This window comes from Rheinheimera mangrovi (assembly GCF_003990335.1).
Taxonomy (GTDB): domain Bacteria; phylum Pseudomonadota; class Gammaproteobacteria; order Enterobacterales; family Alteromonadaceae; genus Pararheinheimera; species Pararheinheimera mangrovi.
In genome coordinates this window covers 1,571,197-1,590,730 of sequence record NZ_CP034683.1, presented here as the reverse complement: position 1 = coordinate 1,590,730, position 19,534 = coordinate 1,571,197, and the positions used below count along the sequence as shown (strand labels likewise).

Below are 19,534 nucleotides of genomic sequence, written 5' to 3'. Positions count from 1 at the left end.
AAGTTTACCGCAAAATGTCTAAGCCCCCCAACATTCAAAATGTACTTTTTTTAGGCAGCAAAACCACTTCTGGTCGATACCGCGCTAAGCGCCTATTTAAGAAGGAGTTTTTAATAATGGAATAAATTATGCTAAGGTTTGTTACAGTGGGTAAAGAACCAATTTGACCGTCATATCTATGACGCATCAGGGGCACTTATGTTTGATGGCAAAAATATTTTTATTACAGGTGGCACTGGTTCTTTTGGCAATAAATACACCCAAACCCTATTAGAGCGCTACAAACCCAATAAAATTATCATCTACTCCAGAGATGAATTAAAACAATACGAAATGCAGCAAAAGTTTAATGCACCCTGCATGCGATATTTTATTGGTGATGTGCGGGATCAGGAACGCTTAATTCGTGCCATGCGTGGTGTAGATTATGTCATTCATGCTGCAGCGCTGAAGCAGGTGCCTGCCGCTGAATACAACCCAATGGAATGCATTAAAACCAATATCAACGGTGCCGAGCATGTGATCAATGCAGCTATTGAAAATAATGTCCAGAAGGTTATAGCTCTGTCGACAGATAAAGCTGCAAACCCGATCAACTTATATGGCGCCACTAAACTTGCATCAGACAAACTATTTGTTGCAGCTAATAACATTTCTGGCGGTAGTAAACCGCGTTTTTCCGTAGTGCGTTATGGCAATGTGGTTGGTTCCCGGGGTTCGGTAGTGCCGTTTTTTGAGCAGTTAAAACAAAAAGGCACAGACCACATGCCTGTCACCCATCTGGAGATGACTCGTTTTTGGATCAGCCTGCAGCAAGGTGTCGACTTTGTGTTAAAGAATTTCGAACGTATGCTGGGCGGTGAAATATTCGTACCAAAAATCCCTTCTATCCGGATTGTTGATTTAGCGAAATCCATAGCACCTGATTTACCTATCAAAGAAGTAGGTATTCGCCCTGGGGAAAAATTACATGAAATGATGTGTCCTGGTGATATGTCGTACAACACCTATGAATATGACGACCACTATGTGATAGCCCCTTCTATCCAGTTTTACAATCGCGGAAATGACTTCACCATTAATGCATTAAAAGAACATGGCAAACTGGTTCAGCCAGGATTTGAGTATGTATCAGATAAAAATCCGCACTTTTTAACTCTCGAAGAGCTGGAAAGTTTCAACAGAGACGCGATGTTATGATCCCTTATGGCAGACAATCCATAAGCGCTGAAGATATTCAGGCCGTAGTAGAGACGCTCAAATCAGACTTTTTGACCCAGGGCCCTGCTGTGCCGGCTTTTGAGCAGGCATTGGCCAGCTATTGCAAGGTACCTTATGCGGTGGCAGTCAATAGCGCCACCTCTGCGTTGCATATCGCTTGTTTGGCTTTGGATGTCAAAGCGGGTGACAGAGTCTGGACCAGCCCTATCAGTTTTGTCGCCTCTGCCAACTGTGCTTTGTATTGTGGTGCCACTGTTGATTTTGTCGATGTAGAGCCTGAAACTGGCCTGATGTCGGTAAAGGCCTTAGCCGCCAAACTACAACAGGCGGCCGCAACTCACACCTTACCTAAAGTTCTGATCCCTGTGCATCTGGCCGGACATAGTTGCGCCATGCAGCAAATAGCTACGTTATGCCAGCCTTATGGTATTCGTATTATTGAAGATGCCTCCCATTCTGTAGGCGGCAGTTATCAGCAACAAAAAATTGGCAGTTGCCAGTTTAGTGATGTCACCGTCTTTAGTTTTCATCCGGTAAAAATCATCACCACAGCTGAAGGTGGTGCAGCTTTGACCAAAGATTTAACTTTGGCTGCCCGGATGCAGCTGTTGCGCAGCCACGGTATTACCCGCAATCCGGACGATATGGCCGAAGTCAGCCACGGCCCCTGGTACTATCAGCAGGTAGATTTAGGGCTGAATTACCGTATGACAGACCTACAAGCTGCATTGGGTTTAAGCCAGCTGAAAAAGCTTGATGCTTTTGTCGCTAAACGCATTGAGGCTGTAGAACGTTATCGCAACCTGCTGCAAGATTTACCTCTGGATCTGCCGGATGACAGCCCGACCGGGCAATCGGCCTGGCATCTGTATATTATTCAATTGCATGACGAAAACAGCCGCTTAGCCATCTTTGAAGCACTGCGCTCTGCTGGCATTGGTGTGAATGTGCATTACATCCCTATTCATACCCAGCCTTATTATCAGAAACTGGGCTTTAATTGGGGCGATTTTCCGCAAGCGGAAGTCTTTTACAGCAGGATCATCAGTTTGCCTTTGTATGCTGATTTAACCGCAGAGCAGCAGCAACAGGTTGCTTTAGCTCTAAATTTGGCAATAAAGGATGCCTGCAAGGAGTAACGGATGCGATTAGCCATTATTCCGGCACGCGGCGGCAGTAAACGAATTCCGCGTAAAAACATTAAAGACTTTAATGGAAAAGCTATGATTGGCTGGTCTATTGAAGCGGCGTTGTTATCCGGCGCTTTTGATGAAGTCTGGGTATCTACAGACGATACTGAAATTGCAGCTGTCGCAGAACGTTTTGGTGCCAAAGTTCCTTTTATCCGCCCTGCAGAGTTAGCTGACGATCACACAGGCACCTCAGCTGTAGTTCGCCATGCGATCAGCTGGGCACTGCAGCAACATTTGAAACCTGAGTTAGTCGCTTGTATTTATGCCACAGCACCTTTGCTTCAACCACAGATGCTAAAAGAGGCCATGCTCCAATTACAACAAGATCCCGCTTTGGATTATGTGTTCTCAGGCTGCCGTTTTAGTTTTCCTATTCAGCGCGCTTTATATCGTACTGAACAAGGCAGAGTTCAGGCTGTTGATCCCGCATCTATCCCAAAACGCTCACAGGACTTAGCTGAAACTTTTCATGACGCAGGTCAGTTCTATTGTGGTCGCAGCCAAAGCTGGCTGGATGCCAAAGCGGTGTTTTCAGCCAGTTCTTATCTATATGAGCTGCCACAGCATTTAGTGCAGGATATAGATACTGCAGAGGACTGGCTGCGCGCTGAGCTGTTGCATCAACTGTTGTCAAAGCAAACATGCTAAAACGCAGAACCGCTTTGTTTCGTGTGGATGCCTCAGCAGTGATAGGTTCAGGCCATCTGATGCGTTGCCTGACCTTAGCCAAAGCCTTGCAGCAATCGGACTGGCAAGTACAGTTTGCCTGCCGGGCTCATCCAGGGCATGCAATTGAATGGCTGCGCGAACAGAAGTTTGATGTCATCGCACTGCCACAACCTGTACAGACCCAAGCCAGTGGTTATGCCGCCTGGCTCGGCGTGACAGAACAGCAGGATGCAGTGCAACTGAGTGAGCAATTGCAAGCGCCAGTGGATTTATTGGTGATTGATCATTACGCTTTATCCAGCATTTTCGAGCTGGTCATGGCAGGTTTTTACCAAAAGCTTTTGGTGATTGATGATTTAGCCAACAGAGCCCATCAATGTGACTATTTGCTGGATCAAAATCTTTATCCGGATATGCACAGTCGTTACACAAAGCTGGTCAACCCCGAAGCTCACTTATGGTTAGGCCCTGCTTATGTCTTGCTGCGCCCAGAGTTTGGCCTGTATCAGCGCACTGCCCAGCTACAACCTGCACAATTTTTAGTCTTTTACGGTGGCACAGATGAGCTGAATTTAACCAGTAAGACGATAAAAGCCTTACAGCAACTTCAGAAAACCGACTTTGCTGCCGATATTGTGATAGGACTTGCAAATCCGCACAAAGCAGAACTTGAACACCTTTGCGCTGACGACCTGCGTTTGACTTTGCGTATTCAGACCCCGCATATGGCAGAGTTGATGAGCAAAGCCACTTTAATGATTGGTGCCGGCGGTTCTACCCATTGGGAGCGCTGTGCTTTGGCCTTACCTGCTTTGGTGGTCACTTTGGCGGACAATCAGGTCGCCAGTACATTAGCTTTGGTTGAAGCCGGGGTTTGTGCTTATCTTGGGCGTGGCGAAGATCTCACAGTTACACAATTAACCAACGCAATACAGCAACTGCTGGATAATCCAGAGCGGTTGGAAATAATGTCAGACAAAGCTGGAAAACTGGTACCACAAGGCGGCGGTTGTGCTGCTATTGTAGAGCGACTTAGCCACGAAATTCAGGCCGACCATTAAGGCCTTAGCAGTACAGGAACACAAAGATGAGCAACGCAGCTTTTCAGGATATTCAGTTAGGCCAGTATAAAGTAGGGCCTTCTCATCCACCTTTGATTATTGCTGAGCTGTCCGGCAATCACGATCAGTCGCTGGATAAAGCTCTGGCCATGATAGACGCAGCTGCAGCGGCTGGCGCTCAGGCCATTAAATTACAAACCTACACAGCGGACACCATGACGCTGGATATAGACACAGGCGAGTTTTATATCGAAGATAAAAACAGCCTCTGGCATGGTACGACTTTGTATAAGCTGTATGAGATTGCCTACACCCCCTGGGACTGGCATCAAGCCATCTTTGAGCGCGCCAAAAGCCATGGCATGCTGGCGTTCAGCACCCCTTTTGATTTAACAGCAGTGGATTTTTTAGAATCGCTGGATGTGCCTTGCTACAAAATCGCCTCTTTTGAAAATATCGACCATCCGCTGTTGGCGGCAGTGGCGAAAACCGGTAAGCCAGTCATTATGTCAACCGGCATGGCCAGTCAGTCAGAACTGGCTGAATCGGTGGAAGTGCTAAGAGCAAACGGCTGTAAAGATTTAATTTTACTTAAATGCACCAGCAACTACCCTGCCCGTCCTGTCGATGCCAATTTACTGACTATTCCGCATTTAGCTCAGCTGTTTCAGTGTCAGGCTGGTTTATCGGATCACACCACGGGTATTGGTGTCTCTGTTGCTGCCGTGGCTTTAGGTGCCACTGTGATTGAAAAACACTTTGTGCTCGACAGAAGCGAAGGTGGCGTCGATGCCGAGTTTTCCTTAGAACCGAACGAGCTTAAGCAACTGGTGGAAGAAACCGCCAAAGCTAAAGTAGCCTTGGGTCAGGTCAATTATGGCTGCACTGAAAAAGAAATAGCTTCACGTAAACACCGCCGCTCTTTGTATATCGCTGCCGATTTAAAAGCAGGCGATACGCTCACTACTGAAAACTTACGCGCTATCCGGCCAGGTTTAGGTTTGCCACCTAAATATCTGCCGATGCTTTTAGGTAAAACAGTGACTAAAGATGTGGCCCGAGGCACAGCGATGAGCTGGGATTTGGTTTGATGCTAAACCATGGCTGTCAAAAACAAAATTGTAGGGGCGGGGCTTGTCCCCGCCCGCCTAATAACACCGCGGTGCAGATGGGTCTTGCCCCCGCCCGTCCAATGACACCTCGGTGCAGATGGAATAATCATCATAAAAGGCCGTGCAGTAATGTGGCATAAAGAAGATATCAGCGCCTTTAATGTAGTATTAAAACCTTTGCAGCAGGATGATTTGGCACAAGTACTGATCTGGCGCAATAGCCCGGAAGTCAGCAGCCAAATGCTGGATCAAAGTGAAATTAGCCCAGAGCGGCAACAAAGCTGGTTTGAACGTATATCCTCTGATCCACGCCAAATGCAGTTTGTAATTTATTATAAAAACCAGAAGGTTGGAGCCTGTAATTTAAAAAGCCCTGCAGCTTTGGCTGTGGCAGAATGTGACAGCTTAGAAGCAGGCTTTTATTTAGGTGAAGCCAAATACCGCGGTACTATACTGGCTTTTTTTGCCGCCTTAGCACTAAACCAGTATGCTTTTGAACAGCTGGCGGTTAAAACGCTGAAAGCTGTGGTGAAAAGCAGTAATAATGCAGCTTTACGCTTTAACGAACAATTGGGGTATCAAGCCGATGCGGTGCAGCCTTCAGAGGATATGGTGGCCATGACTTTAATACCGCAGGCACACCAGCAAGCCGCCGCTAAATTCGCAACCTTTATCCGGAATTAATATGAGCAACGAGCTAATTCAAACCAACACAGCCAAACTCACTACCGCTTTTGCCAACGCTTTAGTAGTGGCAGAGAGTCAAATTCATGATGATTTAGCCTACAACAGCATCAAAGAGTGGGATTCCACCGCCCATATGCTGCTGATTGCCGAGCTGGAAAACGTATTTAATCTGATGCTCGATACCGACGATATTATTGATATGAGTTCGGTCGCTAAAGCCAAAACCATACTAGGTAAATACGGAGTTGCATTTTAATGGCGGCTCATGCGCCTGTCAGCCTTATTACAGGAGCCAGCCGCGGCATAGGCCGGGCTACAGCGCTAAAACTAGCAGCTACAGGTCACGAGTTGATTTTAGTGGCGCGGGATGCAGCTGCTTTACAACAAGTACAAGCTGAATGTCAGGCGGCAGGAACGCAAGTTTCTATTCACATAGTGGACATCACAGACCGGGATGCCCTTGTCATACTCTTTAAGCAACTACAAAACCTGCTGCAAGGCAAAGCACTAACTAATTTTGTACATTGTGCCGGGGAAATGCATGAAGCACCTCTTAGCTTTACCCGACTAGCAGATATGGACCATCTAATCGCGCTGAACTTAAGCGCTACAATTCAGTTATGCCAGCTCGTAAGTAAAATGATGCTTTGGCACCGTAGCGGGCATTTACTCTTATTATCTTCTAAAGTGGCTGAATCAGGTTCCGCAGGACAGGCTATTTATGCGGCTACGAAAGGAGCCGTATCCTCATTGGTAAAATCCCTTGCTAAAGAATTGGGCCCTTTGGGTATCCGTGTCAATGCTGTTGCACCAGGTTTTATTGAAACTGATTTAACAGCCCATTACAGTGAAGAGAAAAAACAGCTCTTGATGCAGAATATCAGCCTACGCCGCCTGGGACATGCAGATGAAGTAGCCGCAGTGATCAAATTTTTATGCTCAGACGAAGCACTTTATGTCACTGGCCATATTCTGGCTGTTGATGGTGGTTTTAGTCTATGAAAGGTTTAATTTTTACACTCAAAACGCAGCTCGCTGATGATTCTGCCTCTCCTCAAAAACCTGATTTCAGCTCGCCGAACGCTTTACTGCAGTCTTTATTCAAAGCATTGCAATTGAATGTGATACTTGCGTCTATCAAGAAAAAAGCTGATGTTTTGCACCTATTTTGGATTAAAACGGAGAGCTCATATGCTGATTGAACGTGAGCCATATAGCCTGAGCGCAGCGGAAAAACAGCCCTTGCTGTTGCAAGAGCTTAATGCGCTGACCCAACATCATCAACAGCACTGCTTGCCCTATCAGCATTTGCTGACTGCTCAATGGCCTGATGAAGCACAAAACTCAGCACAGACCACAGCTCAGTTACCTTATCTGGCGGTACGGCTATTTAAGCAACTCAAGCTGCAATCAGTACCTGATGCAAATGTGTTTAAAGTGCTGTATTCCAGTGGCACTACAGGCACACCGTCCCGTATTGTGCTCGACAGCGCCACGGCAGCTATTCAGTCAAAAATTCTGGTGAAAATAATGCAGCACTGGTTAGGCAAAGCCCGTTTGCCGATGCTGATTATTGACCACCCAGGCGTGATTAAAGATCGCAGCAATTTCTCCGCCCGCGGCGCCGGTATTCAGGGCCTGTCCTTTATGGGCCGTAATCATTGTTATGCCCTCAATGATGATATGAGCATTAACTTTGAAGCTGTTGAACAGTTTTGCCAGCAGTTTGGCGATGGTCCTGTCTTTGTGTTTGGTTTTACTTATATGGTCTGGCAGTTTTTTATTCAGCAATTAAAACACCAGCAAAAAACTATTTCGTTGCCAAAGGCTTTATTACTGCATAGCGGTGGCTGGAAAAAACTGCAGGACCAGGCCGTCGACAATACCACCTTTAAACAACAGGTACTGGCTCAAACCGGTATTGGCAAAGTGCATAACTTTTACGGCATGGTAGAGCAAGTCGGCGCTATTTTTGTCGAATGCGAACAAGGCCATCTGCATTGTCCCAGTTACGCCGATGTGCTGGTACGTACACCGGGCAGTTGGCAGACAGCAGCAGTGGGAGAAGAAGGGGTGTTGCAGTTAATCTCCACTTTGCCCCGCAGTTATCCGGGCCATAGTTTGTTATCAGAAGACCGCGCAGTGCTGTTAGGCGAAGACAACTGCCCTTGTGGCCGTATGGGTAAATATTTCCATATTTTAGGCCGCTTGCCGCAGGCCGAAGCTCGGGGCTGTAGTGATACCTTCTCTCCATCAGCAAAGCAGGAAACCGCCCTATGAGCTGGATTCTATTAAACCCTGCAGCGGTCGCAGCAGAACTGCAGCAACCTTTTGCCGAACAAGATTTTGCTTATTGTCAGGCCTTGTCTGAAGCTTTACTAAAAGCTCCCCAAAGCCGGGATTTTCCGGATTTAATAGCCTTGGGTTTCTGGTTACGGCAGGCTAATTTAAAGCCTCTGCTGGCGCCTTATCAAACAGCTAAATTTTTGCGCCAACCTCTGGGGTTAGTATTTCATAGTGCCCCTGCCAATGTTGACAGCTTATTTGTTTATTCCGGTATTTTAAGCTTGCTCTGCGGCAATAAAAACGTCATTCGTTTATCCAGCCGAAGCGGCGGCAGCACAGCGGTATTGATTGAAAAAATCCGCAGCTTGGCCGACGCTTATCCACAGCAAAATGCTCGATTCCAGTTAGTGCAATGCAACTATGACAGCTCTGAATTAAAAAATCTGGTCAGCACTGTGGATGGCCGGGTGTTATGGGGTTCAGACCAAGCCATACAAGCGCAGCGCCAATTGAGCATGCCAGCCCATGCCCGCGAGTTAAGCTTTGGCCATAAGTTCTCTTTGTGTTTGCTTGACGCACAATCACTGTTGGATACAAATCAGCCTGAATTTACACAGCTGGTACAGCTGTTTTATCGCGATCAACTCACCTTTGCCCAACAAGGCTGCTCTTCCGCCAAAGCAGTGATTTGGTTAGGGAATACGCAGCAAGTGCAACAAGCGCAGCAAAAATTTTGGCCTGTGTTAACCGAGCTTATCCAGCAGAAACAACCTTTGAATGCCAGTGAGCAGTATCAGGCGTTAGCCACAGCACAGCAGTTGATTATGAGCAGTGAACACCAATTGATGCTGACTCAGCAGCAAAGTATTTCCCGTTTGGCTGCGAGCAGCTTAGAAGCAGGATTTATTCATCAGCATCAAGGCTGCGGCTTATTTATCGAACTGCAGCTTTCAGAGCTACACCAATTAAGCCCAATGCTGACTCAGGCGCATCAAACTTTAACTGTGTATGGCATAGAAACGATGCTTCTGAAAAACTGGCTGGCAACTGTGCATACAGGTTTGGATCGGGTGGTCCCAGTAGGACAAGCATTGAGCTTTAGTCCGGATTGGGATGGCGTGAATTTGATCGAGCAGTTTAGCCGTAAGATGGTGTGTGTGTTGTAAATTTACAAGACATCATAACTGTACTGTTGTTCTGTTTGTTTTTATCTACTTAAACAAATTATCAGTAGATAAATAATAAGAAATGATAAAGGTATCAGCGGAAAATTCCGGCCAGACAGCAGAAAATAACAAAGAATATGTAAATAAATTTCAGCGTTGGACGATAACCTGTCTGGGTTATACGTCTGACCTCCTCCGTATTATGATTCAGGGATTTTTATGACAAAGACAGTATATGTAGGCATGAGTGCCGATTTAGTTCATCCAGGCCACCTGAACATTCTGAAAAAAGCGGCTGAATTGGGTGATGTCACCGTAGGTTTATTAACAGATCAAGCTATTGCCAGTTATAAAAGAGTGCCTTTTATGACGTTCGAGCAACGTAAAATTGTGATCGAAAATATCAAAGGCGTAAGCCAGGTGGTCCCGCAAACCACTTTGGATTACGTGCCAAATCTGGAACTTTTAAAACCTGATTTTGTCGTGCATGGTGACGACTGGCAAGACGGTGTGCAGGCAAAAACCCGGCAAAGAGTGATCGATGCTTTAGCCCAATGGGACGGAAAGCTGGTAGAAGTACCTTACACTCAAGGTATATCCTCTACCCGTTTACACGCTGCAATGAAAGAAATTGGTACCACCCCTGACGTGCGTCTGCGTTCGCTGCGTCGAATGTTGGCAGCTAAACCTTTAGTTCGCTTTTTAGATATACACAACGCCTTGTCTGGCCTGATCATCGAAAATACGAAAGTAAATACAGCGAACGGATTGCAGGAATTTGATGGAATGTGGGGCAGTAGCCTGACCGACTCAACCGCCAAAGGTAAACCTGATATTGAAGCTGTTGACGTATCATCGCGTATGGTGACCTTGAACGAAGTGCTGGAAGTAACCACCAAGCCTATTATTTATGATGGTGATACAGGCGGAAAGACTGAACACTTTGTTTTTACAGTTAAAACACTGGAACGTCTTGGTGTCTCTGCAGTGATCATAGAAGATAAAACAGGCCTGAAGAAAAACTCCTTGTTTGGCACTGATGTCGAGCAAACTCAGGACAGTATTGAAAACTTTTGCGCAAAAATTCGTGCTGGTAAAAATGCACAGGCTACTCGCGACTTCATGATTATAGCCCGCATTGAAAGCCTGATTTTAGGCATGGGCATTGATCACGCGATGGAGCGGGCTGAAGCGTTTTTGGACGCTGGAGCTGATGGCATTATGATCCACAGCAGAGAAAAAACGCCAGATGAAGTCTTTGAATTCTGCAAAAGATATAATCAGCTAGAAAACCGTAAAACCTTGGTGGCTGTCCCTTCCAGTTACAATAAAGTTACTGAAAAGGAACTGATAGACCACGGCGTGAATGTGGTGATCTATGCCAATCAGTTATTGCGTAGTGCATATCCTGCAATGGTCAAAACAGCACAGTCTATATTGACCCATAGTCGCTCTGCGGAAGCCGACGCCGATATGATGCCCATTCAGCAAATTCTCGAATTGATACCCGGAGGCAAATAAATGATAAGCCCGGCGGAGTTTTCTGCAGAGCTGAGTAAGCTTGGCATCCACTTCTTTACCGGAGTACCAGACTCTTTATTACAAAGTCTATGTGCTTACATTGATGATACCTTGCCAGCAGGCCAACATACGATCACTGCTAACGAGGGCGGTGCTTTGGCGATGGCGGCTGGTTATTATCTGGGTTCAGGTAAACCAGCTTGTGTTTATATGCAGAACTCAGGCTTAGGTAATGTGGTCAATCCCCTGACGTCACTGACCGATGCGCAGGTCTACCGCATCCCCGCCTTGCTTATCATTGGCTGGCGCGGCGAGCCCGGCGTCAAAGACGAACCTCAGCATGTCAAACAAGGCCAGATCACACCACAAATGTTAAGCTTGCTTGATGTGCCCTATTTCAGTTTGACTGCAGCCAGTGACTTCCGAGAAGTACTTTTACAAGCCACCACAGCTATGCAGCACACTCAAAGCCCAGTAGCCTTGTTGGTTCATAAAGACACATTCTCTGCTTATACATCTGCAGCGGCATCCATCGCATCCAGCCAATTCAGCCGGGAAATGGCCCTCAAGACTCTACTACAGCTGACGGACGACAAAACAGCGCTCATAGCGACTACAGGGAAAACCTCGCGAGAGCTCTATGAACTGAGAGAGCAAGCAGGCCAATCACAACGCGACTTCTTAACTGTAGGCTCAATGGGTCATGCCAGTTCAATAGCTCTTGGGCTGGCACTGGCAAGGCCTGATCGAAAAGTGGTTTGTCTGGACGGCGATGGCGCATTATTAATGCATCTTGGTGCTGCGGCTATCATAGGACAAAGCAACGCTGATAATTTGTTACACGTAGTACTGAATAATGGTGCTCATGAGTCTGTTGGCGGCCAACAAACTGTCGCAGGAGATATCGATATTCAATCGATGGCGCTTGCACTTGGCTATCGCCATTATTACAAAGCATCGTCAGTTGCTGAATTGCAGCAGATATGGCACGAATGTGCGGCGGTATCTGGACCGAATATGCTTGAGATCACTATTGCTTGTGGTTCAAGAGCTGATTTAGCCAGACCAAAAAGCACACCAGAGCAAAACAAATTGGCTTTTATGGAACATCTTGGTCATGTCAGTGAATAACCTTTGGACACATTACCAACCGGTGCGTATTTGTAGCGGCCCTTTGCAGCAGTCTCTGCGATCTGCATTGCAACTGGTCCTGCCGGAACAGTCTTCTAAAGCTCAAACTTCCGTACTCCTAATCACTACAGCTGGCTTCACCAAACGTGGTGTTACAGCCCAACTGGCAGAGTGGCTTTTGCCTTTTCAGCTACTGGTAATAGATCAGGTCACTGCCAATCCGGATATAGACAGCATTGATGACTGGATCGAACAGTATGCATGCTATCCGGTTGCAGCGGTAATAGGTTTAGGAGGCGGTAGTGCCATGGATGCGGCTAAAGCCATGGCGGTAATGCTGGCCTTGGCTAAAGCCGAAAGCTCACCTCTAAACAAGTTATTTCGAGAAAAAAGTATCAAACAGCCGAATTCCAGACTACCGCTGCTGTTAATTCCAACTACCGCAGGTACTGGCTCTGAAGTAACGCCTTTCGCTACTATTTGGGATAACAGACACAAGCAAAAATATTCGCTGGCCAGCGACAGTGTTTATCCGGATGTCGCACTATTGGACGCCAGCCTGACCTTGAGTCTGCCAGCAGATGAAACTCTGTATTCAGGTTTAGATGCTTTGTCGCACAGTCTTGAATCATTGTGGAATAAGCACAGTACGCCTATGAGTGAAGCCTATGCAAAACAAGCTATTGCTTTGTTGGCGGATCATTTCATAACAGCCTTATTAATGCCATCCAACCTTGAAGCCCGGCAGGGGATGCAAACGGCCAGTTTGTTAGCAGGTCTGGCGATCAGTACAACAAGGACAGCTATCGCCCACGCGATTAGTTATCCTCTCACTAGCCATTATGCCCTACCCCATGGGCTTGCATGCAGTTTTACCTTGCCAGCTCTACTGGAAATGGTGCAATCCTCAACAAACTGTGCTCATCTGAGTTCTACTCTGCGACTTGCCCAAAACTTATTGCAACAACTGCCACTGGAACAGGCACTACAAGCTAAAATCAATTTTCCGCAGATTTATAGCCATACAAATGAAATGTTTCACCCAGACAGAGCAGGTAATTTTATCATGCCATTTGCCGCCTCAGATCTGACACAGCTGTTGCAACGCACTGAAGTACTGCTTAAAACGGCACAAGTATCAGTAGAGCTGACAGCGCTATTACCATAGTAACGACTATAGATATAATAAGGGCAGAGGTGAGCGCAGCGGCGACCCCTGATGGATAGGGCTGAGTAATGCAGGCATAAGATGCCCGGCTGATTTTTCCAGCCGGTATGTCCAGCTCCTCGGTTAGCTTAGCTTTAATTTCATGAAAAAATGTACTTGCGACAATAATACAATCAATAGCGTCAATGCCCTGCTTTAATTGGACAGGACTGATGACAGGCAAACCACAGAATTGACCACCGTGCAGCTTGGTATTATTGTCGCACACAGCAACAACATGAAACCCTCCGCTAAGATTGGCCAACGCTCTCTCACCACCAGTACCAGCACCAAATACAACTGTACGCAGAGCAGGCGCGTAATCTGCATTTAAAAGACTGTCGTGATGCCGGTATTGAGTCTTGCCAAATCTGTAGCGCAGAGCCCATAACACTTGAAGCGCTCTGTAACGAAAAAATCGTACCCGCTCACCAGTACCGCCCTTTAAGAGAAGCAATCGACGATGACGCGAGATTAATATCTGCCATATTGTCGCAACCACTGTCACATCAGCGCTCGTTTGTCCCGACTGCACGGCGCTTCGGTAATCAAGCCATTGCTGGGTTGTAAGTTGGTGCAGTCGAAACACACCAACCTTATTAGCGGCAAACGTCATTGTTTCCTGCAGCAGGTTTTGATACAACAATGGTATGTTTAAGACTTTGGGCTTAGGCTTGGTTGGTTTTGCAGTAAAGTTATTCGCATGCCGGCGATACTTCACCAGTTCTTGGGGGAAATAATGCATACCATCTGCGAGTAATGCCCTGAAATACATCAAGTGATCTTCGTAGGATGGCTCTGCAGCAGGAGTACCAAACTTGATATAGACATCAGTTCTGTACGCCAGTGCGGCTCCAATATAAGGTAATGGATACGGATGTCTCAGATAGTCATGCAATGCCATGCTTTGAGGCCATTGAAAGGGTTGTTCCTGGACCCTGTATTGCACAGTTCGGCTGCCTGCAAATGAATGTCCCAACTCATTAATTTCTTCAAGCCCATGTGCAACCAGCGCAGGCTTGCCATGAGCAAGCCATTCTTCAACAATTCGGCTAACCCTGTTTGGCGCAGAAATATCATCACCTGCAGATGCGACAACTAACTCACCATCCACAAGATTATCCATAATATGGATAAAATGCCGACCTATCCCCAGATTCTGAACATTTCTATTGAGCGTCAACTGATGCGGACCACGATACTGCGCTGCAATAGATTCAACAAGACGGTAAGTATCATCAGAAGATGCGTCATCTGAAATAATAATCTGCAGGTTACTATAATCTTGCGCCAGTGCAGCATTGACAGCCTGCTCGATAAAATCAGCCTGTTGATAGCAAAATACAAACAATGACACTCGCGGCAATAAAACCATGATACCCCCAACATTTTGATTTATTTTATACAGTTATCACTTTACTATGTCACTGACTATAATCAACTTTTCAGAGTTTATTATGAACTGGACGACATTTTTTACATTTCTTGGCTACCATTGGCGCTACCATGCAGCACTTATTGCGTCCTGGCTGATTCCACGTAGTAAGAAAATCTGGGTTGTCGGAGGTTCAAAAGGTCTTCGCTTTGCAGATAATGCCAGACATTTTGCTCTACAAGCTCGTCGCAATTGGCCCAAGCAAACTATTATTTGGATATCCCCATCTGCAGAAGTGCGAGCTCAAGCGATCGAAGCTGGCATTATGAGTTTTCACCCAACAAGTATGAAGGGACTATGGTATGGGTTTAGAGCTGATTGGCATATTTTTGATGTTAGTTTCACAGACATACACAGGTTTAGTGGTATAGGAGCGAAATGGTTAAACCTTTGGCACGGTGTGCCGCTAAAAAGTCTGGACAACATTAAACCCTGGCAAAGTAAAGATATACAAAGCCGACTGCATGACTGGTGGTATCGCAAGAACAGCCAACATCATAAAAAGTATCTAGCCTACCCAACACAGGCCCATTTTGAATATATGAGTATGGTACTTGAGCTGCCTTTAGAGAATGTTGTTGCAGCCAACCTGCCACGTAATCAGCAATTACTCGATGCAGCATGTCCTTATTTATCATCTGAAGAACTTCAACTGCGCCAGCAACTAAAACAAACCGGAAAAACCTTGATAGGTTACTTCCCTACCTGGCGTGATACAGGTATGGATAAGTTTATGGGCGCAGCGAGTACTGAAGATATTAATGCGCTCAATGCATTGCTGGAAAAATACAACGCCTTACTGATCACAAAATGGCATAGTTGCTCCTATGTTGAATATCAGCACAGAGGAGTCAGCCAAACTGCTGCAGAAATTAACCAAACCCTTGCGCAATCATCACATATTATGGCGTTATCTTTTCTGTGCGATCTGAATACAGTGCTAGATTGTTGCAGCATGCTTATAAGTGACTATTCGGGTGTATTGATAGATTACTTATTGCTACAACGACCGATCATTCAAATCCCCTATGATCAAGAGGAATATAAAAACTTTACTGGTGTATTACCCGATTATGAGCAATTTTCAACCGAAGCAGGCCCATTAACAAAAAGCTTTTCTCAGTTGTTAAATCAATTAGAAAGTTACTTAAGCCATAGCGATGATTGGGAAAAAGAATATAAACTTCGCCAAGAGAAGTTAGCGAATTACTATTTTTCAACTAAAGAAAGCATGACTAAGTTAGAACATTTATTACAACCAGTACAGTAATGCTGCGACCACTACAAAAGCGGATAATATCCAGAAAGCTGCAACAGTAAAGGCTGCAATATAATAAAGAGGATTAGCTTTTGTTAGCATAGATACAGATAAACGTATAATTTTTTCAGGAGAAATCTTTTCTTCGAAAATCAGCTGGTGATGGATCTGTAAACCATAGGTGCTGGCTATAACAATTTTATCTACCGGAAAATCGCGCAATTCCTGTGGTGAAATGATCCGAAATCCATTTAACATTTGTCCATGTTTGCGTTTATCATTGTCCACAAAAACGACTAGCTCGTAATCATTCTTAAGATATTCATACGCATTCAACCCACCACTGCCTGCACCAAATAAAGCAATTCGCGGTTTTATCTCCATAATGACATCCTTTTCACTAAAATTATTAATAAACTTTCTTTGAATGTAAGCCAGCAGCTTTAAACTGTTCAAAACTAGATTCTTGCAAGTTTGCATAATCCGTCAATTGCATCTCTCGCTTTGGTACCTTCCAGTCTCCATAGACAAAACTTAAATAAGATTCGCTGTCTTTGGGTACCGGAACCTCAACCCCATTCCACTTTAACCAATCTTGAGCCGAAAAATGTTTGGCTGGCGCATACCACATTCCCAAACTGGGCATATGTCGGCTTTGACCTTCTATCTCCTCGCGCACACTGAAAGATACAGTAAAAGGCCTTATTTCTTCAGAATTCTGCCAACGAAGCAACACGCTTTGGATCCGCTCGTGGGCATCACACAATACGTCTATAGACCAACCTTCAGGCGCAGATAAACTAACCATTTGTTCAGCAAGCCAATGTGAAAAAAATGGAGCTAAATCCGGGGTAATGGCAAAGTCGACATCATCATCCCAGGGGATTATATCGCCGTCACGAACCAACCCCAACAAAGTACCGAAGTCTACCCACAACATCAGTTGATCATGCTGAGCTTGCTGAGATAACTTAGCTATCAGCTGACTCGCCAGAACTAATGTTGCCGCATGCTCAAATGGCTTAAGCGCTTTGAGCTGCTCCTTCGCAGGCACAACAATCAACGCTTCATCAATTAGGAGCTGGTCAATAAGTTGCCTTCTGACATCAGCAACCCATTGAGTCGTAATCACAATTTTATCGTAATCAAGTAAGGATAATGCGTCGACACCATACACAGGTAAACCCGCGTATTTGCCGCCATGTTTACGACTGTCATTATCTATAAAGCCAACAAAGTGGCAGTGCTCTTTCTGATTATTTATATAGTTAACCGCACCGGGGCCTGCACCAAATAACAGTACTTTTCTCATAACGACGTCCTAATGCAATTATTGAAGCAAAAAAACCAATGAAAAAAATAGCGTAGAGTTCATTTCCACACCAAAACTTTCACGCCTGCAAGCTCTTTCATTGTGGACAACTGATAAGATATTTCTGCATGAAACTGAGATGCAATACAAATAACTTCAATATCAGAGATGTTTAATCCTTGAAGACTTCGCACTTCAACTCCATCGATAAAACTACCAGTTTTATTTAAGTCGTTATCCAAAAAACAGACGACTTTACAAATATGTTTTGATTGCCTGAAACAACGGTAACCCGCCTGGCCAGAACCAAATATTGCAATCTTCTTATTTTCAAAGCCTGCAAAAAACTCTGTTGCGGCTTGGAACTTCAAGTCCTTCTCATGCCTTATTTTTTGTAATCCATTTAATAAATTAGCTATGTTCTTATGAGTACTTAATTTTCCACTCCAGCTATCTAATTCAGACATGCCATCCCCCTCCTTTGCGAACAAAATCGAGTAACCGACCTAAGACTCTCTCACCACAATTACCATCAAATTTAGTGAAAAATTCAGGTATTGCGTTTACCCTTTTCTGTCTGAGCTCATCTTTCCCATCCAGTATCTTCGTCAAATGGTTTGTAAGACTTTCTTTAGACTCAGCTTCATAACAAAGATGGACCAATTTATTGCCCTCATCGTTCAAACCAAGTCCTCTTTTGTTTTTCAAATATATGATGGGTTTACTGGTCGAAAGAAATTCCATGAGGAAAGAACTAACATCAGACAAAAGAACAGAGCTAACAAAGAAGGAATGGCGATAATCTTCCCTTTCATCGACGATCACGCCTATCGAACGAAGTTCAATTTTCAGTTCGTTGATCTGGTCAGCAGAAATAATATTGAGATTAACTAATTTTTTCCATAAAAATGGATGTGGTCTAAATATAAGAACTGCATTTTCCTGTTTAGAAAAGAACTCGAAAATGAGCTCACTAAATATATCAAAGGTAGACCACATTTCCTGATCAAAACTGAAATGAGGATTCCATAGTACGGCTTTTCTATTTCCTATCTCTTGCACAAGCTCTTGATCAATATTGAACAGATGGAGATTAAAAAGCCTATCCATCCGAGGGTGCCCCGTCACTGATATATGCTTATCTCCCGCAGGACAATATTTTCTAAACATGTCTCTGGCACCTTCTGAGCGAACAAAAATATTTGATGACTCTAGCGCTACAGGTTGTGCGTACTGCAATTTAAGATTAACAGTCCCGCCTCCGACTTCCAATCCATAGGGAACATAAGCAACCGAACCAACTATGTTTTTTATAACATCCACAGCTAATGGAATGGGCCGTGTCGAATCATAGGGAGACGTATAAAGGAAAACATCAAATGCTGAATTTTCTATATCGATTTCATCATAAAACACAAATGGAATGCCTTTTTCGGCTAGGTCCATTTTTATTTTATTTTTATTCCAAACTATATCTTGATGTAAAAATGGGCTGACAATAATAGTACAATCAACCTCACTAGAATTCGAAGCTGCATTCCAGAACGATTCGACATTACACCATGATTCAGGCAGTTGATATAGTATGGCCACGTTCATCTTTCCGTCGACCGCACTCTTTAAAAGCTTCTGTCGTCTTGGCTGCTTGCGGAACAAATATAATACGCTTACCTGGCCTGCGTTTTTACCCTGATGAAGCTCATGACGTTGTAATAAGCTGTAACCATATTTTTCAAACTCAGCAAGATAATTTTTTTCAGCGCGATAAATGGCTTCATAACTATCGTCGTTATAGTATACATCTTGGTTGCCGGAAAGCATCAACGAGTCTTTAACTACAAGATAACCACCTGCATTTAGTGACTCATCTATTTTATGAACAATGCTTTTAAAGTCATCATCTTTTGGAAGGCAAGTGAACACTCCCATGCAGGAAATGATATCGAAGTGCTCATATATACTATCTTTTAATAGATCCAGAACCTGGAATTTAATTTTTCCGGATGAGCCATACTTCTCTCTAGCTAAATCAATAAGATGCCCCGACAAATCTACGCCTACAGCTTCTTTACACTTTTTAGCAAGCACCTGAGTGAACTCGCCGTCTGAACACCCAATATCAAGAAGACTACTGTCAGATTCAAAATAAGGCAGGATATATGTATTTAAAATGCTGTGCTGCTTTTTATACATGCTGTCAGGAGCGAGCTTAGAACGTTCGGCATTTTTCCAAAAATCATGAGCCAACTCTCCAATCACTCTATTCATAGTATGT

At 44.8% G+C, this 19,534-nt stretch carries 20 protein-coding genes; 15 read left to right on the top strand and 5 right to left on the bottom strand.

What is annotated here, in order from left to right; genetic code table 11:
- Positions 1–198 precede the first annotated feature (198 nt).
- From pseB to EK374_RS07205, 14 genes are all read left to right on the top strand, one after another.
- Complete coding sequence (gene pseB / locus EK374_RS07270; protein ID WP_127021513.1) at positions 199–1,200, top strand: UDP-N-acetylglucosamine 4,6-dehydratase (inverting); 1,002 nt, start codon at positions 199–201, stop codon at positions 1,198–1,200.
- A complete protein-coding gene (gene pseC, locus EK374_RS07265) occupies positions 1,197–2,360 on the top strand; it encodes a UDP-4-amino-4,6-dideoxy-N-acetyl-beta-L-altrosamine transaminase (RefSeq protein WP_127021511.1) in 1,164 nt (387 codons plus the stop codon). The genes pseB and pseC overlap by 4 nt, the downstream gene beginning before the upstream one ends.
- Positions 2,361–2,363: 3 nt before the next feature.
- Positions 2,364–3,062, top strand: coding sequence for a pseudaminic acid cytidylyltransferase (pseF, locus tag EK374_RS07260; RefSeq protein WP_127021509.1), 699 nt, complete (start codon positions 2,364–2,366; stop codon positions 3,060–3,062).
- Positions 3,056–4,144 carry a UDP-2,4-diacetamido-2,4,6-trideoxy-beta-L-altropyranose hydrolase gene (gene pseG / locus EK374_RS07255; RefSeq protein WP_127021507.1) on the top strand — a complete coding sequence of 363 codons (1,089 nt, stop codon included), beginning with the start codon at positions 3,056–3,058 and terminating at the stop codon, positions 4,142–4,144. Before pseF ends, pseG begins: the two co-directional genes overlap by 7 nt.
- 26 nt (positions 4,145–4,170) lie before the next feature.
- Positions 4,171–5,235 carry a pseudaminic acid synthase gene (gene pseI, locus EK374_RS07250; RefSeq protein ID WP_127021505.1) on the top strand — a complete coding sequence of 355 codons (1,065 nt, stop codon included), beginning with the start codon at positions 4,171–4,173 and terminating at the stop codon, positions 5,233–5,235.
- Between the two features lie 150 nt (positions 5,236–5,385).
- Positions 5,386–5,940 carry a GNAT family N-acetyltransferase gene (locus EK374_RS07245; protein ID WP_127021503.1) on the top strand — a complete coding sequence of 185 codons (555 nt, stop codon included), beginning with the start codon at positions 5,386–5,388 and terminating at the stop codon, positions 5,938–5,940.
- Between the two features lies 1 nt (position 5,941).
- Entirely contained in the window at positions 5,942–6,199 is a 258-nt protein-coding gene (locus EK374_RS07240) for an acyl carrier protein (protein ID WP_127021501.1), read from the top strand.
- On the top strand, positions 6,199–6,945 hold the full coding sequence (locus tag EK374_RS07235) for an SDR family NAD(P)-dependent oxidoreductase (RefSeq protein WP_127021500.1): 747 nt from the start codon (positions 6,199–6,201) through the stop codon (positions 6,943–6,945). The genes EK374_RS07240 and EK374_RS07235 overlap by 1 nt, the downstream gene beginning before the upstream one ends.
- A complete protein-coding gene (locus EK374_RS07230) occupies positions 6,942–7,145 on the top strand; it encodes a hypothetical protein (protein WP_127021498.1) in 204 nt (67 codons plus the stop codon). Before EK374_RS07235 ends, EK374_RS07230 begins: the two co-directional genes overlap by 4 nt.
- Positions 7,135–8,223: a LuxE/PaaK family acyltransferase gene (locus tag EK374_RS07225; protein ID WP_127021496.1), complete on the top strand. Its 1,089-nt coding sequence runs from the start codon at positions 7,135–7,137 to the stop codon at positions 8,221–8,223. Before EK374_RS07230 ends, EK374_RS07225 begins: the two co-directional genes overlap by 11 nt.
- Entirely contained in the window at positions 8,220–9,395 is a 1,176-nt protein-coding gene (locus EK374_RS07220) for an acyl-CoA reductase (protein WP_127021494.1), read from the top strand. Before EK374_RS07225 ends, EK374_RS07220 begins: the two co-directional genes overlap by 4 nt.
- Before the next feature lie 219 nt (positions 9,396–9,614).
- Complete coding sequence (gene aepX, locus EK374_RS07215; protein ID WP_127021492.1) at positions 9,615–10,916, top strand: phosphoenolpyruvate mutase; 1,302 nt, start codon at positions 9,615–9,617, stop codon at positions 10,914–10,916.
- Positions 10,917–12,047, top strand: a complete 1,131-nt coding sequence (gene aepY / locus EK374_RS07210) for a phosphonopyruvate decarboxylase (protein ID WP_127021490.1) — start codon at positions 10,917–10,919, stop codon at positions 12,045–12,047. It abuts the gene before it with no gap.
- Positions 12,034–13,215 carry a phosphonoacetaldehyde reductase gene (locus EK374_RS07205; protein ID WP_127021488.1) on the top strand — a complete coding sequence of 394 codons (1,182 nt, stop codon included), beginning with the start codon at positions 12,034–12,036 and terminating at the stop codon, positions 13,213–13,215. The genes aepY and EK374_RS07205 overlap by 14 nt, the downstream gene beginning before the upstream one ends.
- Here the strand turns inward: EK374_RS07205 and EK374_RS07200 are convergent.
- Positions 13,169–14,629, bottom strand: coding sequence for a glycosyltransferase (locus EK374_RS07200; RefSeq protein WP_127021486.1), 1,461 nt, complete (start codon positions 14,627–14,629; stop codon positions 13,169–13,171). The two genes, EK374_RS07205 and EK374_RS07200, sit on opposite strands and share 47 nt — an antisense overlap.
- Positions 14,630–14,711: 82 nt before the next feature.
- On the opposite strand from EK374_RS07200, the gene EK374_RS07195 reads away from it, so the two are divergent.
- Complete coding sequence (locus EK374_RS07195) at positions 14,712–15,959, top strand: CDP-glycerol glycerophosphotransferase family protein (protein ID WP_164731837.1); 1,248 nt, start codon at positions 14,712–14,714, stop codon at positions 15,957–15,959.
- Here EK374_RS07195 and EK374_RS07190 read toward each other — a convergent pair.
- Genes EK374_RS07190 through EK374_RS07175 form a run of 4 tightly spaced genes read right to left on the bottom strand, consistent with a single transcriptional unit; the run spans position 15,942 to position 19,527 of the window.
- On the bottom strand, positions 15,942–16,331 hold the full coding sequence (locus EK374_RS07190) for a nucleoside-diphosphate sugar epimerase/dehydratase (protein ID WP_127021482.1): 390 nt from the start codon (positions 16,329–16,331) through the stop codon (positions 15,942–15,944). The genes EK374_RS07195 and EK374_RS07190 overlap by 18 nt on opposite strands.
- 25 nt (positions 16,332–16,356) lie before the next feature.
- A complete protein-coding gene (locus EK374_RS07185) occupies positions 16,357–17,259 on the bottom strand; it encodes a nucleoside-diphosphate sugar epimerase/dehydratase (protein WP_127021480.1) in 903 nt (300 codons plus the stop codon).
- 59 nt (positions 17,260–17,318) lie between these two features.
- Positions 17,319–17,726 carry a nucleoside-diphosphate sugar epimerase/dehydratase gene (locus EK374_RS07180; RefSeq protein ID WP_127021478.1) on the bottom strand — a complete coding sequence of 136 codons (408 nt, stop codon included), beginning with the start codon at positions 17,724–17,726 and terminating at the stop codon, positions 17,319–17,321.
- Complete coding sequence (locus EK374_RS07175) at positions 17,719–19,527, bottom strand: methyltransferase (RefSeq protein WP_127021476.1); 1,809 nt, start codon at positions 19,525–19,527, stop codon at positions 17,719–17,721. Before EK374_RS07175 ends, EK374_RS07180 begins: the two co-directional genes overlap by 8 nt.
- Between the last annotated feature and the right edge of the window lie 7 nt (positions 19,528–19,534).